This is a genomic window from Alsobacter metallidurans, assembly GCF_014636935.1.
Classification (GTDB): domain Bacteria; phylum Pseudomonadota; class Alphaproteobacteria; order Rhizobiales; family Beijerinckiaceae; genus Alsobacter; species Alsobacter metallidurans.
In genome coordinates this window covers 475466-501058 of the sequence record NZ_BMES01000002.1, presented here as the reverse complement: position 1 = coordinate 501058, position 25593 = coordinate 475466, and the positions used below count along the sequence as shown (strand labels likewise).

General features: G+C 67.4%; 18 protein-coding genes and 1 tRNA gene. 13 read left to right on the top strand and 6 right to left on the bottom strand.

Annotated features, from left to right (window positions below):
• The first annotated feature begins 209 nt into the window (after positions 1 to 209).
• Together IEV99_RS12625 and ppx are read left to right on the top strand one after the other, a co-directional pair.
• Positions 210 to 2411, top strand: a complete 2202-nt coding sequence (locus IEV99_RS12625) for an RNA degradosome polyphosphate kinase (protein ID WP_188519645.1) — start codon at positions 210 to 212, stop codon at positions 2409 to 2411.
• Between the two features lie 14 nt (positions 2412 to 2425).
• Positions 2426 to 3937 carry an exopolyphosphatase gene (gene ppx, locus IEV99_RS12620; protein WP_188518135.1) on the top strand — a complete coding sequence of 504 codons (1512 nt, stop codon included), beginning with the start codon at positions 2426 to 2428 and terminating at the stop codon, positions 3935 to 3937.
• A 378-nt stretch (positions 3938 to 4315) separates the two neighbouring features.
• On the opposite strand, the gene rnd is transcribed toward ppx, so the two are convergent.
• Complete coding sequence (rnd, locus tag IEV99_RS12615) at positions 4316 to 5467, bottom strand: ribonuclease D (RefSeq protein ID WP_188518134.1); 1152 nt, start codon at positions 5465 to 5467, stop codon at positions 4316 to 4318.
• A gap of 165 nt (positions 5468 to 5632) precedes the next feature.
• Here rnd and aspS point away from each other — a divergent pair, with 165 nt between their 5' ends.
• The 5 genes from aspS (at position 5633) to IEV99_RS12590 (ending at position 13003) form a co-directional block, all read left to right on the top strand.
• Positions 5633 to 7405: an aspartate--tRNA ligase gene (aspS, locus tag IEV99_RS12610; RefSeq protein ID WP_188518133.1), complete on the top strand. Its 1773-nt coding sequence runs from the start codon at positions 5633 to 5635 to the stop codon at positions 7403 to 7405.
• Between the two features lie 46 nt (positions 7406 to 7451).
• Positions 7452 to 8330 carry a glycosyltransferase family 2 protein gene (locus tag IEV99_RS12605; protein WP_188518132.1) on the top strand — a complete coding sequence of 293 codons (879 nt, stop codon included), beginning with the start codon at positions 7452 to 7454 and terminating at the stop codon, positions 8328 to 8330.
• 144 nt (positions 8331 to 8474) lie between these two features.
• Positions 8475 to 9095, top strand: a complete 621-nt coding sequence (locus IEV99_RS12600) for a CatB-related O-acetyltransferase (RefSeq protein ID WP_188518131.1) — start codon at positions 8475 to 8477, stop codon at positions 9093 to 9095.
• Positions 9096 to 9228: 133 nt separating this feature from the next.
• The gene (locus tag IEV99_RS12595; RefSeq protein WP_280514672.1) at positions 9229 to 11550 is read left to right on the top strand and encodes an NADP-dependent malic enzyme; all 2322 of its coding nucleotides are present in this window, start codon (positions 9229 to 9231) and stop codon (positions 11548 to 11550) included.
• A gap of 103 nt (positions 11551 to 11653) precedes the next feature.
• Entirely contained in the window at positions 11654 to 13003 is a 1350-nt protein-coding gene (locus IEV99_RS12590) for an Nramp family divalent metal transporter (RefSeq protein ID WP_188518130.1), read from the top strand.
• Between the two features lie 10 nt (positions 13004 to 13013).
• Here IEV99_RS12590 and IEV99_RS12585 read toward each other — a convergent pair whose 3' ends face one another.
• The 5 genes from IEV99_RS12585 to IEV99_RS12565 all read right to left on the bottom strand — a co-directional run bounded on the left by IEV99_RS12585 (position 13014) and on the right by IEV99_RS12565 (position 18009).
• Positions 13014 to 13367 carry a hypothetical protein gene (locus tag IEV99_RS12585; RefSeq protein ID WP_188518129.1) on the bottom strand — a complete coding sequence of 118 codons (354 nt, stop codon included), beginning with the start codon at positions 13365 to 13367 and terminating at the stop codon, positions 13014 to 13016.
• 57 nt (positions 13368 to 13424) lie between these two features.
• Positions 13425 to 15512: a molybdopterin oxidoreductase family protein gene (locus IEV99_RS12580; protein ID WP_188518128.1), complete on the bottom strand. Its 2088-nt coding sequence runs from the start codon at positions 15510 to 15512 to the stop codon at positions 13425 to 13427.
• 33 nt (positions 15513 to 15545) lie between these two features.
• Positions 15546 to 15920 carry a hypothetical protein gene (locus IEV99_RS12575; protein ID WP_188518127.1) on the bottom strand — a complete coding sequence of 125 codons (375 nt, stop codon included), beginning with the start codon at positions 15918 to 15920 and terminating at the stop codon, positions 15546 to 15548.
• Positions 15921 to 16005: 85 nt separating this feature from the next.
• Positions 16006 to 16428, bottom strand: a complete 423-nt coding sequence (ndk, locus tag IEV99_RS12570) for a nucleoside-diphosphate kinase (RefSeq protein WP_188518126.1) — start codon at positions 16426 to 16428, stop codon at positions 16006 to 16008.
• A gap of 108 nt (positions 16429 to 16536) precedes the next feature.
• Positions 16537 to 18009: a multicopper oxidase family protein gene (locus IEV99_RS12565; protein ID WP_244643841.1), complete on the bottom strand. Its 1473-nt coding sequence runs from the start codon at positions 18007 to 18009 to the stop codon at positions 16537 to 16539.
• A 220-nt stretch (positions 18010 to 18229) separates the two neighbouring features.
• On the opposite strand from IEV99_RS12565, the gene IEV99_RS12560 reads away from it, so the two are divergent.
• The 6 genes from IEV99_RS12560 (at position 18230) to IEV99_RS12535 (ending at position 25505) form a co-directional block, all read left to right on the top strand.
• Positions 18230 to 18314, top strand: a tRNA-Leu gene (locus tag IEV99_RS12560).
• Positions 18315 to 18421: 107 nt separating this feature from the next.
• The gene (gene tig, locus IEV99_RS12555; protein ID WP_188518125.1) at positions 18422 to 19882 is read left to right on the top strand and encodes a trigger factor; all 1461 of its coding nucleotides are present in this window, start codon (positions 18422 to 18424) and stop codon (positions 19880 to 19882) included.
• Positions 19883 to 20063: 181 nt separating this feature from the next.
• Positions 20064 to 20687 (top strand): ATP-dependent Clp protease proteolytic subunit, encoded by a 624-nt coding sequence (locus tag IEV99_RS12550; RefSeq protein ID WP_188518124.1) that lies wholly within the window; start codon positions 20064 to 20066, stop codon positions 20685 to 20687.
• 395 nt (positions 20688 to 21082) lie between these two features.
• Positions 21083 to 22354 (top strand): ATP-dependent Clp protease ATP-binding subunit ClpX, encoded by a 1272-nt coding sequence (gene clpX / locus IEV99_RS12545; RefSeq protein WP_188518123.1) that lies wholly within the window; start codon positions 21083 to 21085, stop codon positions 22352 to 22354.
• A gap of 260 nt (positions 22355 to 22614) precedes the next feature.
• On the top strand, positions 22615 to 25041 hold the full coding sequence (gene lon, locus IEV99_RS12540; RefSeq protein WP_188518122.1) for an endopeptidase La: 2427 nt from the start codon (positions 22615 to 22617) through the stop codon (positions 25039 to 25041).
• A 188-nt stretch (positions 25042 to 25229) separates the two neighbouring features.
• Positions 25230 to 25505, top strand: a complete 276-nt coding sequence (locus IEV99_RS12535) for an HU family DNA-binding protein (protein WP_188518121.1) — start codon at positions 25230 to 25232, stop codon at positions 25503 to 25505.
• Positions 25506 to 25593 lie beyond the last annotated feature (88 nt).

The window sequence follows — 25593 nt, the reverse complement described above, 5'->3', positions numbered from 1 at the left end:
GCTCCGAAACGGCCGCCAAGCCGCGCAAGGTCGTAACGGCCAAGGCAGCGCCCACAAAAGTCGCCAGGGCCGCGCCGAAGCCGGACGCCGCGAAAGTTCCGCCCGCCGCAAAGGCGGCTGCGGAGGGCGCGAAGGCTGTCGCGCCCGACAAACCCACCCCGCCAATCAAGCAGCCTGCCGCGCCGAAGCAGCCCGCCCGCGCCGGCCGCATGCCCGCCGCCAAGCAGGAGGCCGCGCCCGAGCCGTCGCCGCTCATCGGCACGCCGGAACGCTTCATCAATCGCGAGCTCTCGTGGCTGCACTTCAATCGGCGGGTGCTCGAGGAAGCCTCCAACCTCAACCACCCGCTGCTCGAGCAGCTGCGCTTCCTGTCAATCTCGGCCAACAACCTGGACGAGTTCTTCATGGTCCGGGTCGCGGGCCTGCGCGGGCAATTCAAGTCCGGCATCGTGCAGCTGTCGCAGGACGGCCTGACGCCCGCCGAGCAGCTCGCCCGCATCGGCGAGGCCGTGACGGCGCTGGCGAGCGACCAGCAGCGGCGCTGGCGCGAATTGCGCGATTCGCTGTTCGAGGTCGGCATCGTCCTGGTGGACGGGCCGGAGGTCACCCGCAACGAGAAGAGCTGGCTGGAGGACTTCTTCCTCCACCACGTGTTCCCGGTGCTGACCCCGCTCGCTGTCGACCCCGCGCATCCGTTCCCGTTCATCCCGAACCTCGGCTTTTCGCTCGCGCTGGAGCTCGTCCGCACCACCGACGGCCGCTTGCTGAACGCCCTGATCCGGGTGCCCAACAAGGTCGACCGCTTCATCCGCCTGCCAGATCTCGCTGAAACCGGCGCCGTGCGCTTCATTGCGCTCGAACAAGCGATCGCGTTGTTCATCGGCCGGCTTTTCCCCGGCTACTCGGTGCGGGGGCTCGGCGGCTTCCGGGTCATCCGCGACAGCGACATCGAGGTCGAGGAAGAGGCCGAGGACCTGATGCGGGTGTTCGAGACGGCGCTGAAGCAGCGCCGCCGCGGTTCGGTGATCCGTCTCGAGGTCGAGGCGTCGATGCCCGAGAACCTGCGCCAGTTCGTGGCCGGCGAGTTCGGCGTCCAGAGCGAAGAGCTGTTCTTCACCGAGGGCATGCTGGCGCTGAACGATCTGTCGCAACTCGTCGGGCTGGAGCGCTCGGACCTGAAGTTCACGCCCTACAACCCCCGCTTTCCCGAGCGCATCCGCGACCTTGGCGGCGACTGCTACGCGGCGATCCGTCAGAAGGACCTCATCGTCCACCACCCCTACGAATCCTTCGACGTGGTGGTGCAGTTCCTGGCGCAGGCCGCGCGCGATCCCAACGTTGTGGCGATCAAGCAGACGCTCTACCGCACCTCGTCGGACAGCCCGATCATCAAGGCGCTGGCGGAAGCCGCCGAAGCCGGCAAGAGCGTCACCGCGCTGGTGGAGCTCAAGGCGCGCTTCGACGAGGAAGCGAATATCCGCTGGGCGCGCGATCTCGAAAAGGCCGGCGTGCAGGTGGTGTTCGGCTTCATCGAGCTGAAGACCCACGCAAAGCTCTCGATGGTGGTGCGGCGCGAAGGCGGCCAGCTCGTCACCTACTGCCATGTGGGCACCGGCAACTACCACCCGATCACGGCGCGCATCTATACCGACCTCAGCTTCTTCACGGCTGATCCGGTGATCGCCCGGGACGTGGCGCGCATCTTCAATTTCATTACAGGCTATGCCGAACCGGCGGAGCTGGAGCGCATGGCGGTATCGCCGTTGACGCTGAAAAAGAAGCTGCTCGCCCATATCGCGGACGAGATCGCCCACGCGAAGGCGGGGCGTCCGGGCGCGATCTGGGGCAAGTGCAACGCCCTCGTGGACGCGCAGATCATCGATGCGCTCTACGAGGCGAGCCAGGCCGGCGTGCAGGTGGACCTGATTGTCCGCGGCATCTGCTGCCTGCGGCCGGGCGTGCCGGGGCTTTCGGACAACATCCGCGTGAAGTCGATCGTCGGGCGCTTCCTGGAGCATTCCCGAATCTACGCGTTCGGCGGCGGGCACGGGCTGCCCCATCCCAAGGCGCATCTCTACATCTCTTCGGCCGACCTGATGCAGCGCAACCTCGACCGCCGGGTCGAGGCCATGACGCCGATCCTGAACCCCACCGTGCACCAGCAGGTGCTTGACCAGATCATGCTGGCCAACTTTCTTGACAACGAGCAAAGCTGGACGGTGTTGCCGGATGGCTCCAGCCAGCGTATTCGGCCAGCCGAGGGCGAGACGCCCTTCAACGCCCATCGCTATTTCATGACCAACCCAAGCCTGTCCGGCCGCGGCAAGTCGCTGAAGAGTTCGAGCCCGAAGAGCCTTGCGGCGCAGCGGATTCGGCTCGAATCGGTTCTCGCCGGCGCGTCAGATCTCTGAACCATAGGACCCAGATGCCGGAACTCGCACAAGGTCGCCTCAAGGTGGGCGCGCCGGTGGCCATCATCGACATCGGCTCGAACTCGGTGCGCCTGGTCGCCTATGAGGGGCAGACGCGGTCGCCGACGCCGATCTTCAACGAGAAGGTGCTCTGCGGGCTGGGCCGCAACGTCCTCACCACCGGCAAGCTCGCCTCCGAGGCGATGGAGAAGGCGCTCTCGGCGCTGGCGCGCTTCCGGGTGCTTTGCCAGGTGATGAAGATCGAGGAAGTGCGGGTGCTGGCAACCGCGGCGGCGCGCGACGCCGCGAACGGGGCGGAGTTCCTGGCGCGCTGCGAGCAGGTCACCGGGCAGCCGGTGGAGCTGATCTCGGGCAAGCGCGAGGCGAAGCTCTCGGCGCTGGGCGTGGCGTCCGGCATCTGGAAGCCGGACGGGGTCGTGGGCGATCTCGGCGGCGGCTCACTGGAGCTCATCGAGGTCAAGGGGCAGAAGCTCGGCTCGGGCGTCACCCTGCCGCTCGGCGGCCTGGCGCTGCAGGACCGCTCGGGCGGCAGCGTCAAGAAAGCCGTGAAGCTGGTGCGCGACGCCTTCGAGGGGCTGCCGCAGATCGAGGCCGCGAAGGGCAGGGCCTTCTACGCCGTCGGCGGCACCTGGCGCGCCCTGGCGCGGCTGCACATGAAGCAACGCGGCTACCCGCTGCACGTGATGCACAACTATGTCATCCCGGCTCGCGACGCCGTGGATTTCGCCCGCCTGGTGGAGCGTGTCGAGGCCGAGACGCTGGATTCCATAGAATCGATTTCGGCCGCGCGTCGCCCGCTGCTCGCCTATGGGGCGCTGGTGCTGGAGCAGATCATCCGGATGGCCAAGCCCAGCGAGGTCGTGGTTTCGGCCATGGGCGTGCGCGAGGGGCTGCTGTTCGAACAACTCGACGACGCCCAGCGGGCCGAGGACCCACTGCTCGCCATGGCGCGCGAGCTGAACGTGCTGCGCTCGCGCTCGCCGCGCCACGGCGAGGAGCTCTGCGCTTGGACGGACCGCTTCATGGCGTCCACCAGCCTTGACGAGACCGCCGAGGACAAGCGCCTGCGCCACGCCGCCTGCCTGCTGGCCGACATCGGCTGGCGCGCGCATCCGGACTACCGGGGCGAGCAGTCGCTCAATATCATCGCGCATGCGGGGTTCGCGGGCGTGGACCACCCCGGCCGCGCCTATCTGGCGCTGGCGGTGGCTTACCGGCATCTCGGCCTGTCGGACGACCAGGTCAGCCCGCGCCTGCGCGAGCTGGCGTCGCCGCGCATGATCGACCGGGCGCGCATTCTGGGCGCCGCGATGCGGGTCGCCTACCTGGTTTCAGCCGGCATGCCGGGCGTTCTGCCGCGCACGCCGCTGCATTGCGCGCATGGGCAGCTGCAGGTGGACGTGCCGCGGGACCTCGCCGCGCTCGCGAATGACCGGCTCTTCAACCGCTTGAAGGCGTTGGCGCGGATCATCGGCCGGACGCCCAAGTTCCAGGTCGGTCAGTGACCGCGGAGCGGCCGGAGCGGCGGTAGCGCCTCGGCGAGGACCCTGGGCGCAGCGCTCCGTTCCTCGCCCGCGGTCTGGACGGCCTGGATGAGCGCGTTCAACCGGACGCTGGTGTCTTGAAAGCATCGGCCGCACATGAAGGTGGGGTGAGCGGCCAGCCAGGCACCGGTCCGCGTGCAGACGGCCCCGCAACTCTCGCAGGTGATTGCAAGCGCGAGGTCCCCGCAGAGGTGCAGCAGATTGCTCACCTCCCGGTCGCGCGAGCGCGTCGTATCGTGGCTTTGCGTCAACATGCCATGCACCGTCGCCGAAACTGCGAAGAGTTTCGGCCGGCATGGCTAAAAATTGCGTAAAGACAATTTTTATATTGTTTACTGATCAGACGTGCCGCGGGACGCTCACGACCTTGCCGTCGTCCATCGCGAGCGCAAGGCGGCCGTGCTTCAGCGCCAGGGCGCGCTCGCCGAACAGCTCGCGCCGCCAGCCCTGCATGGCCGGCACCTTGGCGGCGTCGTCCGACGCGATGGCCTCGAGGTCGTCCACGGTGGCGACGATCTTGGCGGCGACGCCTTCCTGCTCGCAGGTCATCTTCAGCAGCACCTTGAGCAGCTCGACGGTGGCCTGGTTGAAGCTGCGCCGGCCATTGCGCTCCAGCGGCGGCAGGGCTTTGGGATCGCGGTCGAGGCCGCGCTGCACGGCCGCCACGATATCGCCGCCGGCGCGCGAACGCTCGAAGCCGGACGGGATGGAGCGCAGGTGGCCCAGCGCCTCGGGCGTGCGCGGCGCGGCCGTGACGACGTCCATCACGGCGTCGTCCTTGAGCACGCGCGAGCGCGGCACATCGCGGCTCTGCGCCTCGCGCTCGCGCCAGGCGGCGAGCTCGATCAGCACGCCCAGCTCCTTGGCCTTGCGGACGCGGCCGCGCAGGCGCTGCCACGCGTCCTCCGGATGAGCCTGGTAGGTGGCCGGGGAGGTCAGCACCTCCATCTCGTTCGCCAGCCAGTGCGTGCGGCCTGATTCCTCGAGCTTCTTCACCAGCTCGAGATAGACGTCGCGCAGATGGGTGACGTCCGAGCGCGCATAGACGAGCTGCGCTTCCGAGAGCGGGCGCTTCGACCAGTCGGTGAAGCGCGAGGACTTGTCGATCCGCGCCTTGGCGAGGTCATGCGCCAGCTGCTCGTAGGAGACGCTGTCGCCATAGCCGCACACCATGGCGGCGACCTGGGTGTCGAACAGCGGCACGGGGATGCAGCCGTCCATGTTCCACAGAATCTCGAGGTCCTGCCGGCCGGAATGCACGGCCTTCACCACGGCGGGATTACGCATCAGCGCCAGAAATGACGAGAGATCGAGCTCGGGCGCGAGCGGGTCCACGAGCACGACCTCGTCCGGGCTCGCAAGCTGGATGAGGCAGAGCTTCGGGTAATACGTCGTCTCGCGCATGAATTCCGTGTCGAAGGTGACGAACGGATGCTTGGCGAGACGCGCGCAGGCGGATTCGAGAGCTTCAGTGGTGGTGATCAAAGGCATGGCTGGCCCTGTTAGCGCACCCCGGGCCGGGGCGCCAGTGCAGGACGGGCGCTCGCCTTGACAAAGGCGGGGGGCTATGGGTTTTTCCGCCTCACAATTCCGGGTCGCAACCCGGCTTCAGTTCTTGCGCCGGCCCCCGTGGCCCACGCCGATCAGGACAGTCCCATGCACCGCTATCGCTCCCACACCTGCGGCGCGCTCCGGGAGAGCGACGTCGGCGCCGAGGTTCGCCTCTCCGGCTGGTGCCATCGCATCCGCGACCATGGCGGGCTGCTGTTTATCGACCTGCGCGACCACTACGGCATGACGCAGTGCGTGGTGGACCCCGATTCGCCGGCCTTCAAGGACGCCGAGCGCCTGCGCGCCGAGTGGGTCGTGCGCGTCGACGGCAAGTGCCGCAAGCGGCCGGAGGGCACCGACAACGCCGAGCTGCCGACCGGCGCGGTGGAGATCTTCGTCACCGAGATCGAGGTGCTGGGCCCCGCCGCCGAGCTGCCCCTGCAGGTGTTCGGCGACCAGCCTTATCCGGAGGAGACGCGGCTCAAGTATCGCTTCCTCGACCTGCGCCGGCAGGGCCTGCACGACAACATCATGACCCGCGGGGCGGTGATCGATTCGCTGCGCACCCGCATGAAGGGCCAGGGCTTCAACGAGTTCCAGACCCCGATCCTGACCGCTTCGTCGCCAGAGGGCGCGCGCGATTTCCTGGTTCCGTCGCGGCTGCATCCGGGCCAGTTCTACGCGCTGCCGCAGGCGCCGCAGCAGTACAAGCAGCTCCTGATGATGGCGGGCTTCGACCGCTACTTCCAGATCGCGCCCTGCTTCCGCGACGAAGACCCCCGCGCGGACCGCCTGCCGGGCGAGTTCTACCAGCTCGACCTGGAGATGAGCTTCGTCACCCAGGACGACGTGTTCGCGGCCGTGGAGCCGGTGGTGGGCGGGGTTTTCGAGGAGTTCGGCAAGGGCAAGCGCGTCACACCCGCGCCCTGGCCGCGCATCCCCTACGCGGACGCAATGCGCAAATATGGTTCCGACAAGCCGGACCTGCGCAACCCGCTGGAGATGCAGGACGTGTCCGAGCACTTCCGCGGCTCCAACTTCAAGGTCTTCGCGCGCATGCTCGAGGACCCGAAGAACCGCGTATGGGCCATCCCGGGCCCGGGCGGCGGCAGCCGCGCGTTTTGCGACCGCATGAACTCGTGGGCGCAGGGTGAAGGACAGCCCGGGCTCGGCTATGTGATGTGGCGCGAGGGCGCGGGCGCCGGCCCCATCGCCAACAATATCGGCCCCGAGCGCACCGCCGCCATCGCGGCGCAGCTCGGCCTCAAGGACGGCGACGCCGCCTTCTTCGTGGCCGGCGACCCGGACAGGTTCGTGAAGTTCGCCGGCCTAGCCCGCAACAAGGTCGGGTTCGACCTCAACCTCGTGGACGAAAACCAGTTCGCGCTGGCCTGGATCGTCGACTTCCCGATGTTCGAGTGGAACGAGGACGAGAAGAAGGTCGACTTCTCGCACAACCCCTTCTCGATGCCGCAGGGCGGGCTGGAGGCGCTGGAGAAGCAGGACCCGGTCACCATCAAGGCGTTCCAGTACGACATCGCCTGCAACGGCTTCGAGATCGCGTCGGGCGGCATCCGCAACCACCGCCCCGAGGCGATGGTGAAGGCGTTCGAGATCGCCGGCTATGGCGAGGAGACCGTGGTGGAGCGCTTCGGCGGCATGTACCGGGCGTTCCAGTACGGCGCGCCGCCGCATGGCGGCATGGCGGCCGGCATCGACCGTATCGTGATGCTGCTCTGCGGCGCGCAGAACCTGCGCGAGGTGGCGCTGTTCCCGATGAACCAGCAGGCGCTGGACCTGCTCATGGGCGCGCCCAACGCAGCCAGCCCCAAGCAGTTGCGCGAGCTGCACATTCGCCTGAACGTGCCGGAGAAGTGAGCGGCGCCGCCGCCTTCTTCACCCTCCCCTCAAGGGGAGGGTGGGCGTGAGCGCCTCGGGCGGGTCCGTCACCGCCATCGTAGTCACGTTCGAGAGCGCGCGCGTGCTGCCGAGCTGCCTGGCGGCGCTGAAGCGCGAGGGCGTCGACGCGATCGTGGTCGACAACTCAAGCCGGGACGGCACGCCGGAGCTGGCGGAGCGCCTCGGCGCGCGGGTGATCCGCAACAGCCGCAACGAGGGTTTCGGGCGGGCCATGAACATCGGCGTGCGCGCCGCCTCGACGCCGTTCTGCCTGCTTACAAATCCGGACCTCGCCTATGACGAAGGCGCGGTCGCGGCGCTGGTCGCAGCCGCCGAGCGCTGGCCGGATGCGGCGTTGCTGGCGCCGCGCATCATCGAGCCGGACGGGCGCTTCTTCTTCCAGGCGACCTCGTTGCTTGCGCCCTACCTGCAGAACCCGGGCGGCAGGCTCGCGCTGCCGGAAGGCGACTGCTGCACGCCCTTCCTGTCCGGCGCCTCGCTGCTGGCGCGCCGCGATGTTTTCAGCCGGATCGGCGGTTTCGACGAGCAGCTGTTCCTGTTCTACGAGGACGATGACCTCTGCCGCCGCATTGCCGACGCCGGCCATGCGCTGGTCCACGTCCACGACGCCGTGGCCCGTCACGAGCGCGGCGGCTCCACGGCCACCAAGCGCGGGCGGGTGTTTCGCGCCCGCTGGCACATGGCATGGTCGCGCGCCTATGTGAGCCGGAAATACGGGCTGCCCGACCCCGCGCGAGGCACGCTGGCCGTGAACCTGCCCAAGGCGGCCCTGAGCGCCCTTGTGTTCCGTCGCGCGCTCGTGGAGCGTTACGGCGGCTCGGCCGCCGGCGCGCTCGCCTGGCTGCGGGGCGAAACGGCGCTTGGGCGCGAGGGGCTGGAATGATAACGGGGCTGCAGGACGTCACCTCGCCGTCACGGCCGGGCTTGTCCCGGCCATCCACGCGGCCGCCCAGCGCGTGGATCCCCGGGTCAAGCCCGGGGATGACGGTGGAGGGGTTGGTGGGACCAAACCCCAGGGCGCTCGCCCATGCGTAAGCTCATCGCCCGCTGGTCCAATCCGCACAATCTCACGCGCATTCACCTGGAGGCGCAGGCGACGAAGCGCGGCTGGGAGATCGCCGACTACAGCTACGGCAAGATCCGGGTGCGCGACTGGGGGGAGGGGGCCGGACTCAGCATCGGCCCGTTCTGCTCCTTTGCGGACAACATCCAGATCTTTCTCGGCGGCAATCACCGCACGGACTGGGTCACCACCTACCCGTTCTCGGGCATGCGCAGCCTGTTTCCCGAGGCGCCGGCCGACGCCGACTACCATTCCAGCCGGGGCGACGTGCGCATCGGGGCCGACGTCTGGGTGGGGTCCGGCGCGACGATCCTGTCCGGCGTCACCATCGGGCACGGCGCCATCGTGGCGGCCCGCGCCGTGGTGGCCAAGGACGTGCCGCCCTACGCCATCGTGGGCGGCAACCCGGCCAAGCTGATCCGCCTGCGCTTCTCCGAGGACGAGATCGCGGCCCTGCTGCGGACGCGCTGGTGGGAGCTCGACCGGGCGGCCATCGCCAAGCTCATCCCCGCCTTGCAAAGTTCGGATGTGGCCAAAGTGGTCGCGGCGTGCGATGCGCTGCGTAGCGGCGCCGTGAAGACCTAGCCGCCAGGATTCTGCACGCGCGGGAACAGGTGTTCGATCTTCACGACGGCGTGACCGGCTGCGCCCGGCGCGCTAGGGTCGATTCCAAAGGGGGCTGCGAACAGCGCGGCTGACGGAAGGGAAGAGGGCGTCCATGGCCTCGAACATGTCCACCATGTCGGATGATCTGCGCTCGGGCGCGCTCGTTTATCATCGGCTGCCCAAGCCCGGGAAGCTGGAGATCCAGGCCACAAAACCGCTCGGCAACCAGCGCGACCTCGCGCTCGCCTATTCGCCCGGCGTGGCCGCCCCCTGTGAGGCCATTGCGGCCGATCCGTCCCAGGCGGCCGAGCTCACAGCCCGCCAGAACCTCGTCGCGGTGGTCACCAACGGGACCGCCGTTCTGGGCCTCGGCGACATCGGCGCGCTCGCCTCCAAGCCCGTGATGGAGGGCAAGGCGGTTCTGTTCAAGAAGTTCGCCGGCATCGACGTGTTCGACATCGAGGTGGACGAAAAGGACGTCACGCGCCTCGTCAACGTGGTGGCGGCGCTGGAGCCCACCTTCGGGGGCATCAACCTCGAGGACATCAAGGCGCCGGAGTGCTTCGAGGTCGAGGCGCAATTGCGCGAGCGCATGGCCATCCCGGTGTTCCACGACGACCAGCACGGCACCGCCATCATCGTGGCGGCCGCCGTCGTGAACGCGCTGGAGATCGCCGGCAAGACGCTGCCGGAGGTTAAGATCGTCACGTCGGGGGCCGGCGCGGCGGCGCTCGCCTGTCTCAACCTGCTCGTCTCCATGGGCGCGCGGCGCGAGAACATCTTCATCACCGACATCGAGGGCGTGGTTTATGAGGGCCGCCCGACGCTGATGGACCGGTGGAAATCGATCTTCGCGCAGAAGACGGACGCGCGGACGCTCGCGGAGGTGATCCCGGGCGCGGACGTGTTCCTCGGCCTTTCGGCCGGTGGCGTGCTGAAGACCGCCATGGTGCAGCAGATGGCCGATAAGCCGCTGATCCTGGCGCTCGCCAACCCGAACCCGGAGATCGACCCGGGCGAGGCAAAAGCCGTGCGTCCGGACGCCATGATCTGCACGGGCCGGTCGGATTATCCCAACCAGGTCAACAACGTCCTGTGCTTCCCCTACATTTTCCGGGGCGCGCTGGACGTCGAGGCGACCACCATCAACGAAGCCATGAAGCAGGCGGCCGTGGAGGCGATTGCCAAGCTCGCCCGCGAGGCGCCGTCCGACGTGGTGGCGCGCGCCTATGGGGGCGAGGTCACGACCTTCGGGGCCGAGTCGCTGATCCCGAGCCCGTTCGACCCGCGCCTGATCCTGCGCATCGCGCCCGCGGTGGCCAAGGCCGCCATGGACAGCGGCGTCGCCAAGCGGCCGATCGAGGATTTCCGCGCCTATGAGGAGCGCCTGTCGCGCTTCGTGTTCCGCTCGGGCTTCGTGATGAAGCCGATCTTCACCGCCGCCAAGGAAGCGCCCAAGCGGGTGATCTACGCGGATGGCGAGGACGAGCGCGTGCTGCGCGCCGCGCAGGTCGCCATCGAGGAGGGGATCGCGATCCCGATCCTGGTCGGCCGCCCGGCCGTGATCGAGACGCGCTGCAAGCGCTACGGCCTGTCGCTCGCCCTCGGCACCACCGTCCAGATCGTGAACCCCGAGGACGACCCGCGCTACCGCGACTACGTGGCTACGCTTGTGGAAGTCGGCGGCCGGCGCGGCATCACGCCCGACGCGGCGCGCACGCTGGTGCGCACCTCCACGACCGTGATCGCCAGCCTGGCGGTGGTGCGCGGCGAGGCCGACGCGATGATCTGCGGCCTGGAAGGACGCTTCCAGTCCAAGCTGCGGCTGATCCGGGACATCGTCGGGATCGAGCCGGGCGTGAAGGGGCTCTCGGCGATGACGTTGATGATCACCTCCAAGGGCCACTACTTCCTGGCCGACACGCATGTGCGGCCCGACCCGACCGCCGAGGAGATCGCCGAGACGGCGGTGCTGTGCGCCCAGCATGTCACGCGCTTTGGCATCGAGCCCAAGATCGCGCTGGTCTGCCACGCCGATTTCGGCGAGGCCGACACGCCGTCGGCTCGCAAGATGCGCCTCGCGCTGGAGCTGATCCAGCAGCGCGCGCCGCATCTCGAGGTGGACGGCGAGATGCAGGGCGACACGGCGCTGTCGCAGGACGTGCGCGAGCGCAAGCTGCCGCAATCGCGGCTGAAGGGCGAAGCGAACATCCTGGTGTTCCCCAATTTGGACGCCGCCAATGCGGCCTATCAGTTCACCAAGATGCTGGCCGATGCGCTGCCGGTAGGCCCGATCATGATCGGCCCGGCACGGCCGGCGCACATCCTGACGAGCTCGGTGACGGCGCGCGGCGTGGTGAACATGACCGCGCTGGCCGTCGTCGAGGCGCAGGCGCAGGCGTCCGACAAGGCGGAGGCCCTCGCCGCGCAGTGATTGTCGCAGGGCGCGAGACTGCGCGTTCTGCACTTGCCAATCATTCGCAACTGAACCATGTTCTCCCGACGGCGCCGTTTTGCGCGCCGCGGAGTTGCTTTGCATGGACCAGCGCGTTTCCGACATCGAACCCAGCCATGGCCATTGGCGCCTCGGCCGTGGCGAAGCTTCGCTCGCGGATGTGCACGCGACCGTGTCGGTGAAAAAAGGCGGCTCGTACTGGAGTCGCCTTTTCGCGTTCATGGGTCCGGGCTACCTCGTGGCGGTCGGCTACATGGACCCGGGCAATTGGGCGACCTCGCTCGCGGGCGGCTCCAAGTTCGGCTACGCGCTGTTGTTCGTGGCGCTGTTGTCGAACGTCATGGCCATCGTCCTGCAGTCGCTGGCGGCGCGGCTCGCGATCGGGTCGGGGCGGGATCTCGCGCAGGCCTGCCGGGACGCCTATCCCAAGCCCGTCGCCATCGTGCTCTGGATCATGGCCGAGCTCGCCATCGTGGCGACGGACCTCGCCGAGGTGATCGGCACCGCGATCGGCCTCAACCTGCTGTTCGGGATCCCGCTGGAGCTCGGCGTGTTGCTCACGTCATTGGACGTGTTCCTGGTGCTCTACCTGCAGAAGCTCGGCTTCCGGGTGGTGGAGGCCTTCATCATCGGCATCCTGCTGATCATCGCGGCGTGTTTCGGGCTGCAGATCGTGATGGCGAACCCGGACTGGTCGGCCGTCGTCAAGGGCTTCGCGCCCACCACGGACCTCGTCACCAATCCGGACATGCTCTACCTCGCGCTCGGCATCATCGGCGCGACCGTGATGCCGCATAACCTCTATCTGCACTCCGGCATCGTGCAGACCCGCGCCTATGGGACGGCCGTGGAGGACCGGCGCGAGGCGCTGAAATTCGCCACCATCGATTCAACTGTGGCGCTGATGTTCGCGCTGACGATCAACGCCTCGATCCTGATCCTGGCGGCGGCGGCCTTCCACACCACAGGGAGGCACGACGTGGCCGAGCTCGGCGATGCGCATACGCTGCTGAACCCGATCCTCGGCAGCGCGCTCGCGCCGACGCTGTTCGCGATCGCGCTGATCGGGTGCGGGCTGAACTCCACCGTGACGGCCACCATGGCGGGGCAGATCGTCATGGAAGGCTTCATCGCCATCCGTCTGCAGCCGTGGCTGCGGCGGCTGGTGACGCGGCTGATCGCCATCGTGCCGGCCGCCGTGGTGACGATCTGGTATGGCGAGAGCGGGACCAGCAAGCTGCTGATCCTGTCGCAGGTGGCGCTGAGCCTCCAGCTGCCCTTCGCGGTTGTGCCGCTGGTGACGTTCACGGCGTCCCGCCGCAAGCTCGGCGCGCTGGTCGCGCCGCGCTGGCTCACCGCCTCGGCGGCGCTGATCGCCGCCGTGCTGGTGGCCCTCAACATCAAGCTGATTGTGGATTTCGTCGCCGGGTAGGCGCCCTGCCTCAGCTCGGGCGCTTGAGCTTGCAAGCGTCGAGGTTGCGGTAGCCCTTCTCGCGGCTCGAATCGTCGAAGTAGCTCTTGGCCTTGAAGAACTCGAACTCGGCCTTGGTCATCTGGTCGATGGTCTTGGTGGAGTAGCAGCTGCACGGCGAGTGCACGGCCTCGCGCGTCGTGCCCTGCAGGCGCGACTGGCTGATCAGGCAGCCGTCGAACACCCAGAGCTTCGCCTCGTAGCGGGTCATCTTGGCGGTCTTGGGGTCCGGCTGCGGCTCGCCGAAGTTCGAGGACGAGGCGCCCGCGAGCGCGATCGTGGAGGCGGCGAGCGAGAACGCGACGGCGAGCAGAGCGGAGCGCATGCGGAGAATCCCCTAAGGCAGGTACGTGCGTCACCCTTCGCAGGTGAGACGCGAAAATCAAGCCTTCAACACGCGCACGTGATTGTCGTGAAACGCGGCTCCGCCGAACGGCGCAGGCGCGTCCGCGCCCGTAAGGTGGTTGATGCCCTTGCCGTCCGGGTAGGCGCTGTCCGGGAAGATTGATTCGGCGATCAACACCCCGCGCCTCACGCCCTCGAACAGCTTGGCGGCGATCAGGATGGTCCCGCGCTCGTTGTCGAGGCGCACGATCTCGCCATCCTGCACGCCGAGCGCCTGCGCGTCGGCCGGATGGATCATCACGGTGGGCTTCACCTCGTTGGCGCGCGAGGTCGGGGTCTCGTTGAAGCTCGTATTCAGGAAATTGCGCGCCGGGCTGGTGGCCAGGCGGAACGGGTAGAGTTCCGTCGCCTCCTCGATCACGGCCCAGTGGTCCGGCAGCCGCGGCATGGCGTCGATCGGTCCCATGGGTCCGTCATTCGAGAACGGCACCTTGGGCCAGTCCGGCTTGAAGCGGAACTTGCCGTCCGGCCAGCTGAAGCCCTTAAGGTAATGCGCCTGCTCGAAGCTCGGCTGCGCGTCGATCCACTTGCCGGCCTCAAGGTCGGCCAGCGTGCCCCAGCCGGAATTCTGCAACGTCCAGTCGATGAGCTCGCGCGGGCTCATGTCGAAGCCCGCGTGCTTCGCGCCGACCCGCTCGGCGAGGGCCGAGATCACGTCATGGTTCGAACGGCACTCGCCGACCGGGTCGACCAGCTTCGGGCCGAGCATGATGTATTGGTGCCCGCCGCCCTGGTAGAGGTCGTCGTGCTCCATGAACATCGTGGCCGGAAGCACGATGTCGGCGAGCTTGGCCGTCTCGGTCATCACCTGCTCGTGCACGCAGACGAACAGGTCCTCGCGGGCGAAACCGGCCTTCACGAGCCCCTGTTCGGGCGCCACGGCGGCCGGATTGGTGCTCTGCACCAGCAGCGCCTTCACGGGCGGGCCGCCTTTCAGCGCCTCTGGGTCGCCGGTCAGGACTCGCCCAATCTTGCTTTGGTCGAGCTTGCGGACGGCCGGATCATAGGCGTCGAGCCCCTCGATCATCGACTTGCGCCAATGGTAGATCGCGCCGTTGTTGTGGAAAGCGCCGCCGCCCTCGTGCTTCCACGCGCCCGTGACGGCCGCGATGCAGGAGGCGGCGTGCATGTTCACCGCGCCGTTGCGCTGGCGCGAGAAGCCGTAGCCGAGGCGGAAATACGTGCGCGGCGTGCGCCCCACGAGGTGCGCGAAAGCCTCGATCTCCTCCACGGACAGGCCCGTGATGGTGGAGGCCCAGGCGGGCGTGCGGCTGGCGAGATGGTCGCGCAGCTCCTCGGGAGCGTCGGTGAACTCGCGCAGGTAGTCCCAATCCGCCAGGCCGTCGCGAAACAGCACGTGCATGGCCGCGCAGGCGAGGGCGCCGTCCGTGCCGGGCTTCAGGCACAGGCCCATGTCGGCCTGCTTCATGGTGGCGTTGCGGTAGACGTCGATCACCACGATCTTGGCCCCGCGCTCCTTGCGGGCCTTGATGGCGTGCGTCATCACGTTGACCTGCGTGGCCACCGCGTTGGTGCCCCAGATCACGACGCAGTCGGAGACGGCCATCTCGCGCGGATCGGGCCCGGCGAGCTTGCCGGTGCCGGCGATGTAGCCCGGCCAGGCGAGATTGATGCATATGGTGGAGAAGAACCCCGAATAGCGCTTCACGTTGGTGAGCCGCTTGATGCCGTCGCGCATCACCAGGCCCATGGTGCCGGCGTAGTGGTAGGGCCAGACCGATTCCGCGCCGAAGTCGCGCTCGGCTTCCAGGAACTTCGCCGCCACGATGTCGAGCGCCTCGTCCCACGAGATGCGCTCGAATTGGCCTGATCCCTTTGGGCCGACCCGGCGCAGCGGGTGGGTGACGCGGTCGGGATGGTAGACCCGCTCGGCGTAGCGGGCGACCTTGGCGCAGATCACGCCCGCCGTGTAGCGCTGCTCCGCCGAGCCATAAACGCGGCCGACGCGGGCGCCCTCGATGATCTCCACCTCCAGCGCGCAGGCTGAGGGGCAATCATGGGGGCAAACGGCGTTCTTGCGGTGGATAGAGGTCGGAGCATTCATGTCGGGGGCCAGTTTCGCTGCCCGCCGAACACATCACGCAGCCCGGCGAATGTCCATGATGATGCGCCATGCCTCGTCGCGGCAGGTCGCCAGAATGGCTTGTCGGCGAACCGGCGCAAGGTCTTCGCCGAACAGCTCGGTGAGTCGGCCGTTGGCGGCCAGGAGCACGTAGTCGAGCACCGCCGTGCTGGGGCGCGTGCTCCACGCCATGGCGGCGGTCCATTCCCGCAGCTCCCCGAGCAGTTGATCGAGATCCGCGTCCGAGCAGGCGTCGGACGGGGCGGGCGGGGCGCCGCTCGCCTGCAGCGCCGGGAGGGGGGCCGGAACGCCGCCGTCGGCATCGCTCCCCAGCGGCAGAGCTTTCAACAATTTGCGGAGAAGAGCTTCGACATCGGGCTTGATGATCATGACGGGGCCCCGTTCAGGACCCCGTCATCTCCAAACCGCAGCGCGATTCGTTCAACGCACCGGGAGTTGCAGCCCGGCGCGACCTTCAGCCGACGATTTCATTTCCGGCAAAGAACTGCGCGATCTCGACGGCGGCCGTCTCGGGCGCGTCCGAGCCGTGCACGGAGTTCTCGCCGACCGAGTTGGCGAAGAGCTTGCGGATGGTGCCCTCGGCGGCGTTGGCCGGGTTGGTGGCGCCCATCACTTCGCGGTACTTGGCGATGGCGTTCTCGCCTTCCAGAACCTGGACGACCACCGGGGCCGAGATCATGAAATCGACCAGCTCGCCGAAGAAGGGGCGGTCCTTGTGGACGCCGTAGAAGGTCTCGGCCTGCTGGCGGGTCATCTGGATGCGCTTCTGCGCGACGATGCGCAGGCCGGCCTTCTCGATAACGGCGTTGACCGAGCCGGTCAGGTTACGCTTGGTGGCGTCCGGCTTGATGATCGAGAAGGTGCGCTCGAGGGCCATGTGTCTCTCCAAAGTGTGTGGGGCCGCGCGCCGGCGGCGGCGGAAATCCGTGCGGTGGCGGGCTTATAGCGGCGCGGCGGCTTGCCCACAAGCGTGGGGCAGGGCGCCTCAGGTCACATCGATCCAGGCCGAGAGACCGCTGTCGAGCCGCTCCAGCACGGTGGAGCCCAGCAGCCAACGGCCCTTGTTGTCGGCCAGAAAGGCGATCCGGGCGGTCTGGCCCTCGGGCACGATCACGGTGTCGAGCCAGTAGGGCTCCCAGCCGTCGTCCAGCGGATGCAGCAGGCGGAAGCTGTGGCCGTGCAGGTGCATTACCTGCGGAAAGGGCGTCTTGTTCGCGATCGCGAGCACGACCGGCGTTCCGCGTCGCACGGACAGGAGCGGCTTGGCCGCGTTTTTCTCCGGGCCCACTGCGCCCGAGACGCCGTTGATCGTCCAGATCCGGGCTGGGTCACCCGCATACGCCGGCCGGCCGTCGGTCCCCAGCCTGGCGCCGCCCGCGATGGTGACGTCAGCGCGCTGCGCCTTTTGCAGCGGGATGGCGGGCGGCAGGCGCGGGTTATCGCCCAGCGGAGCCAGGGGCGGCAGCACCGGCCGACGGAACGTGATGGGCTCGCCCTCGACCTTGATCTCCACCAGCGGGAAGCCCTGGCCGATCGACGCCGCCACCGCGCCCGCGCTGCCGGCCGCGCCCGCCTCGAACACGATGTCGTAGCGGCTGCCCGGCGCGAAGGGGAGGCTGGCGCGCAGCGGCTCGAAGGTGTCGGTGGGCTGGCCGTCCACGGCCGACACATAGGCCTTGAGCCCGTCAAAGCGGATGCGCATCACGCGGGCGTTGCACAGATTGGCGAGGCGCAGCCTCACCCGCGATCCCGGCGCCACGGTGATGCGCTCGGGCGCGCGCACGCCGTTGACGGTGAGCAGGTTGCCGAGCCGCCCGTAGCCGGCGCGGTCATCGACCGACCCGAACGCGTCGAGCTGGTGCTGCTCGTTGAGACGCCAGTCGTCCACGGCGCAAACGCGGTCGAGATCGACCGGCTGGGCGCCCGGATCCTCGACGACGACCACCCCGGAGAGGCCACGCTCGGCTGCCTCGGCGGTCAGGCCGGGCACGAGCGGGCGATAGATGAAGGTGCCGGCGTCCGGCGGCGTAAATGCAATGTCGGCGGTTGCGCCGGGCGGGACGGGCTCCTGCGTCAGCCCGGCCACGCCGTCCATCTCGGAGGCGATCCGCATGCCATGCCAATGAATGGAGAGCGGTTGGGGCGTGCTGTTGACCAGCTTTGCGCGAAACGGTTCGTCCTTGCGGATGCGCAGTTCGGGGCCGGGCGTGCGTCCGCCGAAGCCCCACACGTCCGTGGCGGCGCCGGGCTGCAGCTCGGCCACGGCGGGCTTGGCTTCCAGCAGCGTGGTCGGGAGCCCATCCGCCCGGGAGGCTGCGCTGGGAGCGGGCGCGGCGGCCTGCGCCAGCGCGGCTGCGGTAGGCAGCGGGGTCAAGATGGCGGCGGCGGCGGCCTGGACGAGAGTGCGCCGTGTCAGAAGCAGACCGGAAGCCGGGTCGATCATAGAAGTGCTACGCATCCTGAGGGCGGGTGCGCCCGGGGATCTTGTGCCATGGCTGCGCGTGAATCGCGAGAGAGCCTTTGGGCGATCGCGACGTAGCGGCGGCGCCTTCAAGCTTTCCCGCCTCCCGGGGCGGCTCCCGGGAGGTCGTTACTTTTCGCTGGCGCCCGTCGCCGCGCATGCTATAGAGCCGCACCCGTGGGGCAAATGCTCTGCGGTGGGGCGCGGTTGCCCTCATGCGGGCGTGGCGGAACTGGTAGACGCGCCGGATTTAGGTTCCGGTGACGCAAGTCGTGTGGGTTCGAGTCCCTCCGCCCGCACCAGGTCGCCGCCGAACGCGCTTCGCAGCGCGGCTGAGGATCAAACCCGGGCTCACGCCCACGCTCCGCGTTCCCTTGCTCCCTTTTCACGCTCGAAGGCACGTCACGCTATGCAGGTCACGGAAACACTGTCGGAGGGGTTGAAGCGCGAGTTCACCGTCGTTCTCCCGGCGAAGGATCTCGAGGAACGCCTCACCAACGAACTCGTCGGGATGAAGGACAAGGTCCGCATCAACGGCTTCCGCCCCGGCAAGGTGCCGGTGGGCCACCTGCGCCGCGTTTATGGCCGCTCGGTGATGGCCGACGTGCTGCAGAACCTCGTCAACGAGACGAACCGCAAGATCGTCGAGGACCAGGGCCTGAAGCTCGCGCTCGAGCCGCAGATCGTCTTCCCTGAGAACAAGGAAGAGGTCGAGGCCGCCATGGAGGCCAAGGGCGACCTGTCCTACAAGGTCGCGCTCGAGGTGCTGCCGAAGTTCGAGATCGCCGACTTCTCGGGCCTCGCGGTGACCCGCGAAGTGTTCGACGTGCCCGAGAGCGAGCTCTCCGAGGCGCTCGACCGTCTCGCCCAGCAGAACCGCCAGTTCGCCACGAAGGGTGAGGGCGCCAAGGCCGAGAAGGGCGATCGCGTCGTCGTCGACTTCGTCGGCTCCATCGACGGAACCGAGTTCGAGGGCGGCGCTGGCACGGACATTCCGGTCGACATCGGCTCCAACGGCTTCATCCCGGGCTTCGAGGATCAGCTGATCGGCGCGACCGCCGGCCAGCAGCTCACAATCTTGGCGACCTTCCCGGCCGAGTACGGCGCACCGCAGCTCGCCGGCAAGGAAGCCTCCTTCGCGACCACCGTGAAGGACGTGCAGGCTCCCTCCGAGGTGACGATCGACGACGAGTTCGCCAAGCAGTTCGGCATGGACGACCTCGCGGCGCTGAAGACCGCGCTCGGCGAGGCGATCGCCAAGGACTACACGGCCGTGTCGCGCCGCAAGCTGAAGCGCCAGCTCCTCGACGCGCTGGACGGGCAGTACACGTTCGACCTGCCGCCCAGCCTGATGACGCAGGAGTTCGACAACATCTGGCGCCAGGTGGAATCGGACATGCAGCAGTCCGGCAAGACCTTCGCGGATGAAGAGACCACCGAGGAAGAGGCTCGCGCCGAGTACCAGAAGATCGCGGCCCGGCGCGTGCGCCTTGGCCTCGTGCTGGCCGAGATTGGCGAAAAGGCCCAGGTGCAGGTGACCGACGACGAAGTGTCGGGCGCCCTCGTGGAGCGGGCTCGCCAGTTCCCCGGCCAGGAGCGCATGGTGTGGGACTTCTACCGGAAGAACCCGCAGGCTCTGGCCGAGATTCGCGCGCCGATCTTCGAGGAAAAGGTCATCGACCACATTCTCGAGACCGCCAACGTGACCGAGAAGAAGGTCACCAAGGAAGAGCTGATGGCCGAGGACGAGGAGGGCAAACCCTCCGCGGCCGCCGCTTCCGAGGACAAGCCCAAGAAGGCGCGCGCCTCCAAGAAGAAGGCCGGCGCCGAGCCGGCGGCCGAGACGCCGGTCACGAACGCGTCCGAGTAAGTCCGCACGCAGCGACGCTCACCAGACAGGCGGCCCCACGGCCGCCTGTTTCGCGTGACACGCTTCGTTCACCGGATTGGCGCGGACCCCTTTGCGAGGGCGGCGCGGATCACTATGTTCAGGTGCGTCGCCGGGCAACCGGCGCCCTTCTGATTCCTCCATCCATCGAAATGAGCCGGCCATGCGCGATCCGATCGAAGTCTACAACAACATGCTCGTGCCGATGGTCGTTGAGCAGTCGAACCGCGGCGAGCGGGCCTTCGACATCTACTCGCGCCTCCTGCGCGAGCGCGTGATCTTCCTGACCGGGCCGGTCGAGGACAACATGGCGTCCCTCGTGGTGGCGCAGCTGCTGTTCCTTGAGTCCGAGAACCCGAAGAAGGAAATCTCGATCTATATCAACTCGCCCGGCGGCATCGTGACCTCGGGCCTCGCCATCTACGACACGATGCAGTTCATCCGCCCGGCCGTGTCGACGCTGTGCGTCGGCCAGGCGGCTTCGATGGGCTCGCTGCTGCTGGCGGCCGGCGAGAAGGACATGCGCTTCGCGCTGCCCAACGCCCGCATAATGGTCCACCAGCCCTCCGGCGGCTACCAGGGCCAGGTCACCGATATCCTGATCCACGCCCGCGAGGTCGAGGGGCTGAAGCGCCGCCTCAACGAGATCTACGAGAAGCACACGGGCCAGGACTACAAGGCGATCGAGAGCGCGCTGGAGCGCGACAACTTCATGACCGCCGAGGGCGCGAAGGCGTTCGGCATCGTCGACCAGGTGATGGAGAAGCGTCCGGTCGATGCGGTCTGAGCGGAGCCGGCGCGGCTCCCGCCTTGGGACGACGGCCTCACGGCATTGAGGCCCATCGTCACATTCACGACACAACGCCGCGGTTTCGCGGCGCCTGCCGGATGCGCCCAATCGGCGCAGACGGCCTCTAACCCATGGAACAGACAGGCCGAACTGCCTGTTTTCGTTCCGCGGGCCGCATCCCGCATCCGGGATGCAGCCTATTGATCCCCGGACGGCGCCATGTTTGCATCGACAGGCTTGGTCCCGAATCCGTCATGGTTTCGGTGTCAGACGGGGATCTGTCCCAAGGGACGGAGGGTGAGGGGACTACAGTTTCTTCACCTTGCGCCCCATAACCTGATCGAACGAGTCGCGCGGCTGCCGTCCGGCTCTCGATCGAGTGGAGGTTCGCCATGAGCAAAGTCGGCAGCGGTGATTCCAAGAGCACCCTGTACTGCTCGTTCTGCGGCAAGAGCCAGCACGAGGTCCGCAAACTCATCGCGGGTCCGACGGTGTTCATCTGCGACGAGTGTGTCGAGCTGTGCATGGACATCATTCGCGAGGAAAACAAATCCTCGCTGGTGAAGTCCCGCGACGGGGTTCCGACCCCGAAGGAGATCCGCAAGGTCCTGGACGACTACGTCATCGGGCAGGACCACGCCAAGAAGGTGCTCTCGGTTGCGGTGCACAACCACTACAAGCGGTTGAACCACGCGACGAAGCACAACGACGTCGAACTGGCCAAGTCCAACATCCTGCTCTGCGGCCCGACGGGCTCGGGCAAGACGCTGCTGGCCCAGACGCTCGCCCGCATCCTCGACGTGCCGTTCACGATGGCGGACGCGACGACCCTCACGGAAGCCGGCTATGTCGGCGAGGACGTCGAGAACATCATCCTGAAGCTGCTCCAGGCCTCCGACTACAATGTCGAGCGGGCGCAGCGCGGCATCGTCTACATCGACGAGATCGACAAGATCTCCCGCAAGTCGGACAACCCGTCCATCACCCGCGACGTGTCGGGCGAGGGCGTGCAGCAGGCCCTGCTGAAGATCATGGAAGGCACCGTCGCCTCCGTGCCTCCTCAGGGCGGCCGCAAGCATCCGCAGCAGGAGTTCCTGCAGGTGGACACGACCAACATCCTGTTCATCTGCGGCGGCGCCTTCGCGGGGCTGGAGCGGATCATCTCGGCGCGCGGCAAGGGCACGTCGATCGGCTTCGGCGCCAAGGTCGAGGCCCCGGACGACCGCCGCACCGGCGCGATCTTCCGTGAGGTCGAGCCCGAGGATCTGCTGAAGTTCGGCCTCATCCCCGAGTTCGTCGGTCGCCTGCCGGTGATCGCGACCCTCGAGGACCTGGACGAGCCGGCGCTGAAGAAGATCCTTACCGAGCCCAAGAACGCGCTCGTGAAGCAGTATGGCCGCCTGTTCGAGATGGAGGACGTCGAGCTCACCTTCGCGGACGAGGCCGTGTCGCTGATCGCCAAGAAGGCGATCGAGCGCAAGACCGGCGCGCGCGGGCTGCGTTCCATCATGGAAGGCATCCTGCTGGAGACGATGTACGACCTGCCGAGCCTGGAAGGCTGCGAGCAGGTGGTGATCGGCCCCGAGGTCATCGAAGGCAAGGCGCGTCCGCTCTATATCTACTCGGACAAGGCCAACGAACAGCAGGCCGCCTCCAGCGCCTGATCACGTAAACGGGACCTGGCGCGCGCTGCGCCAGGGCTCCCCTGACGCTTGAAGATGGGTTCTTGCACAACCATCTGAGAGCCAACGACAACAGCCGGTTCGCTCATGCCAAACAGGGCCATTCCCTTCGTGGGGACTGATCCCTGGAGGAGCCGGGTGCGCCAGCGACGGGACACGATCCCCCGGTTCCGCCGCTCTCTCGTTCGCCGGGTTGCCCGTCGGGAGCCCTCGCGAGCGCACCAGAAAGGATTACCCTGTCCATGACGACTTCCAGACAGCGTCCGCAGATCGAGCCGGGTTCGGTCGATTCCTTCCCCGTGCTGCCGCTGCGCGACATCGTCGTCTTCCCGCACATGATCGTGCCGCTCTTCGTCGGCCGCGAGAAGTCCATCAAGGCTCTCGAGGAAGTAGTGAAGAGCGAGAAGCTGATCTTGCTCGCGACCCAGAAGAACGCCGCCGACGATGATCCGGCCACCGATGCGATCCACTCCATCGGCACGCTGGCCAGCGTCCTGCAGCTCCTGAAGCTTCCCGACGGCACCGTGAAGGTGCTGGTCGAGGGCGTCGGCCGAGCCAAGGTCCGCGAGTATGTGCGCTCGGAGGACTACTACGAGGCCGAGGCTGAGGCCCTGGCCGACCAGATCCCGAACAAGATCGAGGCCGAGGCGCTTGCGCGCTCCGTGGTCTCCGAGTTCGAGAGCTATGTGAAGCTCAACAAGAAGGTCTCGCCCGAGGTCGTAGCGGCCGTCGGACAGATCGACGATTATTCCAAGCTCGCCGACACGATCGCGTCGCACCTGGCCGTGAAGATCACGGACAAGCAGGACGTGCTCGAGATCACCGAGGTCTCCAAGCGGCTTGAGAAGGTCCTCGGCTTCATGGAGAGCGAGATCTCCGTGCTGCAGGTGGAAAAGCGCATCCGCTCGCGCGTCAAGCGCCAGATGGAGAAGACCCAGCGCGAGTACTACCTCAACGAGCAGATGAAGGCGATCCAGAAGGAGCTGGGCGACGAGGACGGCAAGGACGAACTCGCCGAGCTCGAGGACCGCATCGAAAAGACCAAGCTGACCAAGGAAGCCCGCGACAAGGCGCAGGCGGAGATGAAGAAGCTCCGCCAGATGTCGCCGATGTCGGCCGAGGCGACCGTGGTCCGCAACTACCTGGACTGGATCCTGTCTCTGCCCTGGGGCAAGCGTTCCAAGGTCAAGAAGGACCTCGCCCACGCGTCGGAGCTTCTGGACGCCGAGCACTACGGCCTCGACAAGGTCAAGGAGCGGATCATCGAGTATCTTGCGGTGCAGAGCCGCTCGAACAAGCTGACCGGCCCGATCCTGTGCCTCGTCGGTCCTCCCGGCGTCGGCAAGACCTCGCTCGGCAAGTCGATCGCCAAGGCGACGGGTCGCGAATTCGTGCGCATGTCGCTGGGCGGCGTGCGGGACGAGGCCGAGATCCGTGGTCACCGGCGGACCTATATCGGCTCCATGCCGGGCAAGATCATCCAGTCGCTGCGGAAGGCGAAGACGCAGAATCCGCTCTTCCTGCTCGACGAGATCGACAAGATGGGCATGGATTTCCGCGGGGATCCGTCCTCGGCGTTGCTTGAGGTGCTGGACCCCGAGCAGAACAGCACGTTCAACGACCATTACCTCGAGGTCGACTACGACCTGTCGAACGTGATGTTTGTGACGACCGCCAACACGCTCAACATCCCGCCTCCGCTGCTGGACCGCATGGAGGTGATCCGCATCGCCGGCTACACCGAAGAGGAGAAGCTGGAGATCGCCAAGCGCCACCTCATCCTTGAGGCCGTGAAGAAGCACGGGCTTGAGGAGAAGGAGTGGTCGATCGACGACGAAGCCCTGCTGATGCTTATCCGCCGCTATACGCGTGAGGCGGGCGTTCGCAACCTGACCCGTGAACTCCAGAACCTAGCCCGCAAGGCCGTGAAGGAGATCATGCTGTCGAAGAAGAAGAAGGTCGACGTCACGGTTGAGACGCTGCCCGACTTCCTCGGCGCTCCGAAGTTCCGCTACGGCGAGACCGAGGAGGAGGATCAGGTTGGCGTCGTGACCGGGCTGGCCTGGACCGAGGTGGGCGGCGAGTTGCTGACCATCGAGGGCGTGATGATGCCTGGCCGCGGCAAGATGACCGTGACGGGCAACCTCAAGGACGTGATGAAGGAGTCGATCTCGGCGGCGGCGTCTTACGTCCGTTCGCGCGCGGTGGACTTCGGCCTCGAGCCGCCGCTGTTCGACCGGCGCGACATCCACGTCCACGTTCCCGAGGGGGCGACCCCGAAGGACGGTCCGTCGGCCGGCATCGGCATGGCGACCGCCATCGTGTCCGTGCTCACCGGCATCCCGGTGCGCCACGACATCGCGATGACGGGCGAGGTGACGCTGCGCGGGCGGGTGCTCCCGATCGGCGGTCTCAAGGAGAAGCTCCTCGCGGCGCTGCGCGGCGGCGTCAAGAAGGTGCTGATCCCCGAGGAGAACGCCAAGGATCTGGCCGACCTGCCGAACAGCGTGAAGAACGGTCTGGAGATCGTGCCGGTCGCGCGCATGGACGAGGTCATCCGCCACGCCCTGGTGCGGCAGCCGCAGGCCATCTCGTGGGAAGAGGACCTCACTGCGGTGCGGGCCAAGCCTTCCGGCGAGGAGGACACGTCCGGGATGGTTGCCCACTAAGCGCCATCGCTCCACCGGTGAGTTGATATTTGAGGGCCCGCAAGCACGCTTGCGGGCCCTTTTTGCGCGAATTTTTGAGAGAAACTCAGGGTTTCTGCCGTTCACGCCTTGCGCGCTTTGCGCCGAACTGAAAAAACCTGCCGGGCGTCGCCAGATTCGGCGGCAAGCAGGATTCAGAGGAGAAACCGATGAACAAGGGCGAACTCGTCGCCGCCGTCGCGGAGCAGGCGGACCTCAACAAGAACCAGGCCACCGCGGCCGTCGACGCCGTGCTGGAGGCGATCACGACCTCGCTCAAGGGCGGCGACGAAGTCCGTCTGGTCGGCTTCGGCACCTTCCTGGTCACCGATCGTCCCGCCGGCGAGGCGCGCAACCCGCGCACGGGCGAGACCATCAAGACCAAGGCGTCGAAGGCTCCCAAGTTCAAGGCCGGCGCCGGCCTTAAGGCCGCCCTCAACGGCTAAGCCGCCTGGCGGCGTTTCCGCCGCTTCGCGACGGGTCGGCCTTGCGCCGGCCCGTTTTCGTTGCGGAGGCTTCACGCGCCGGAACGCG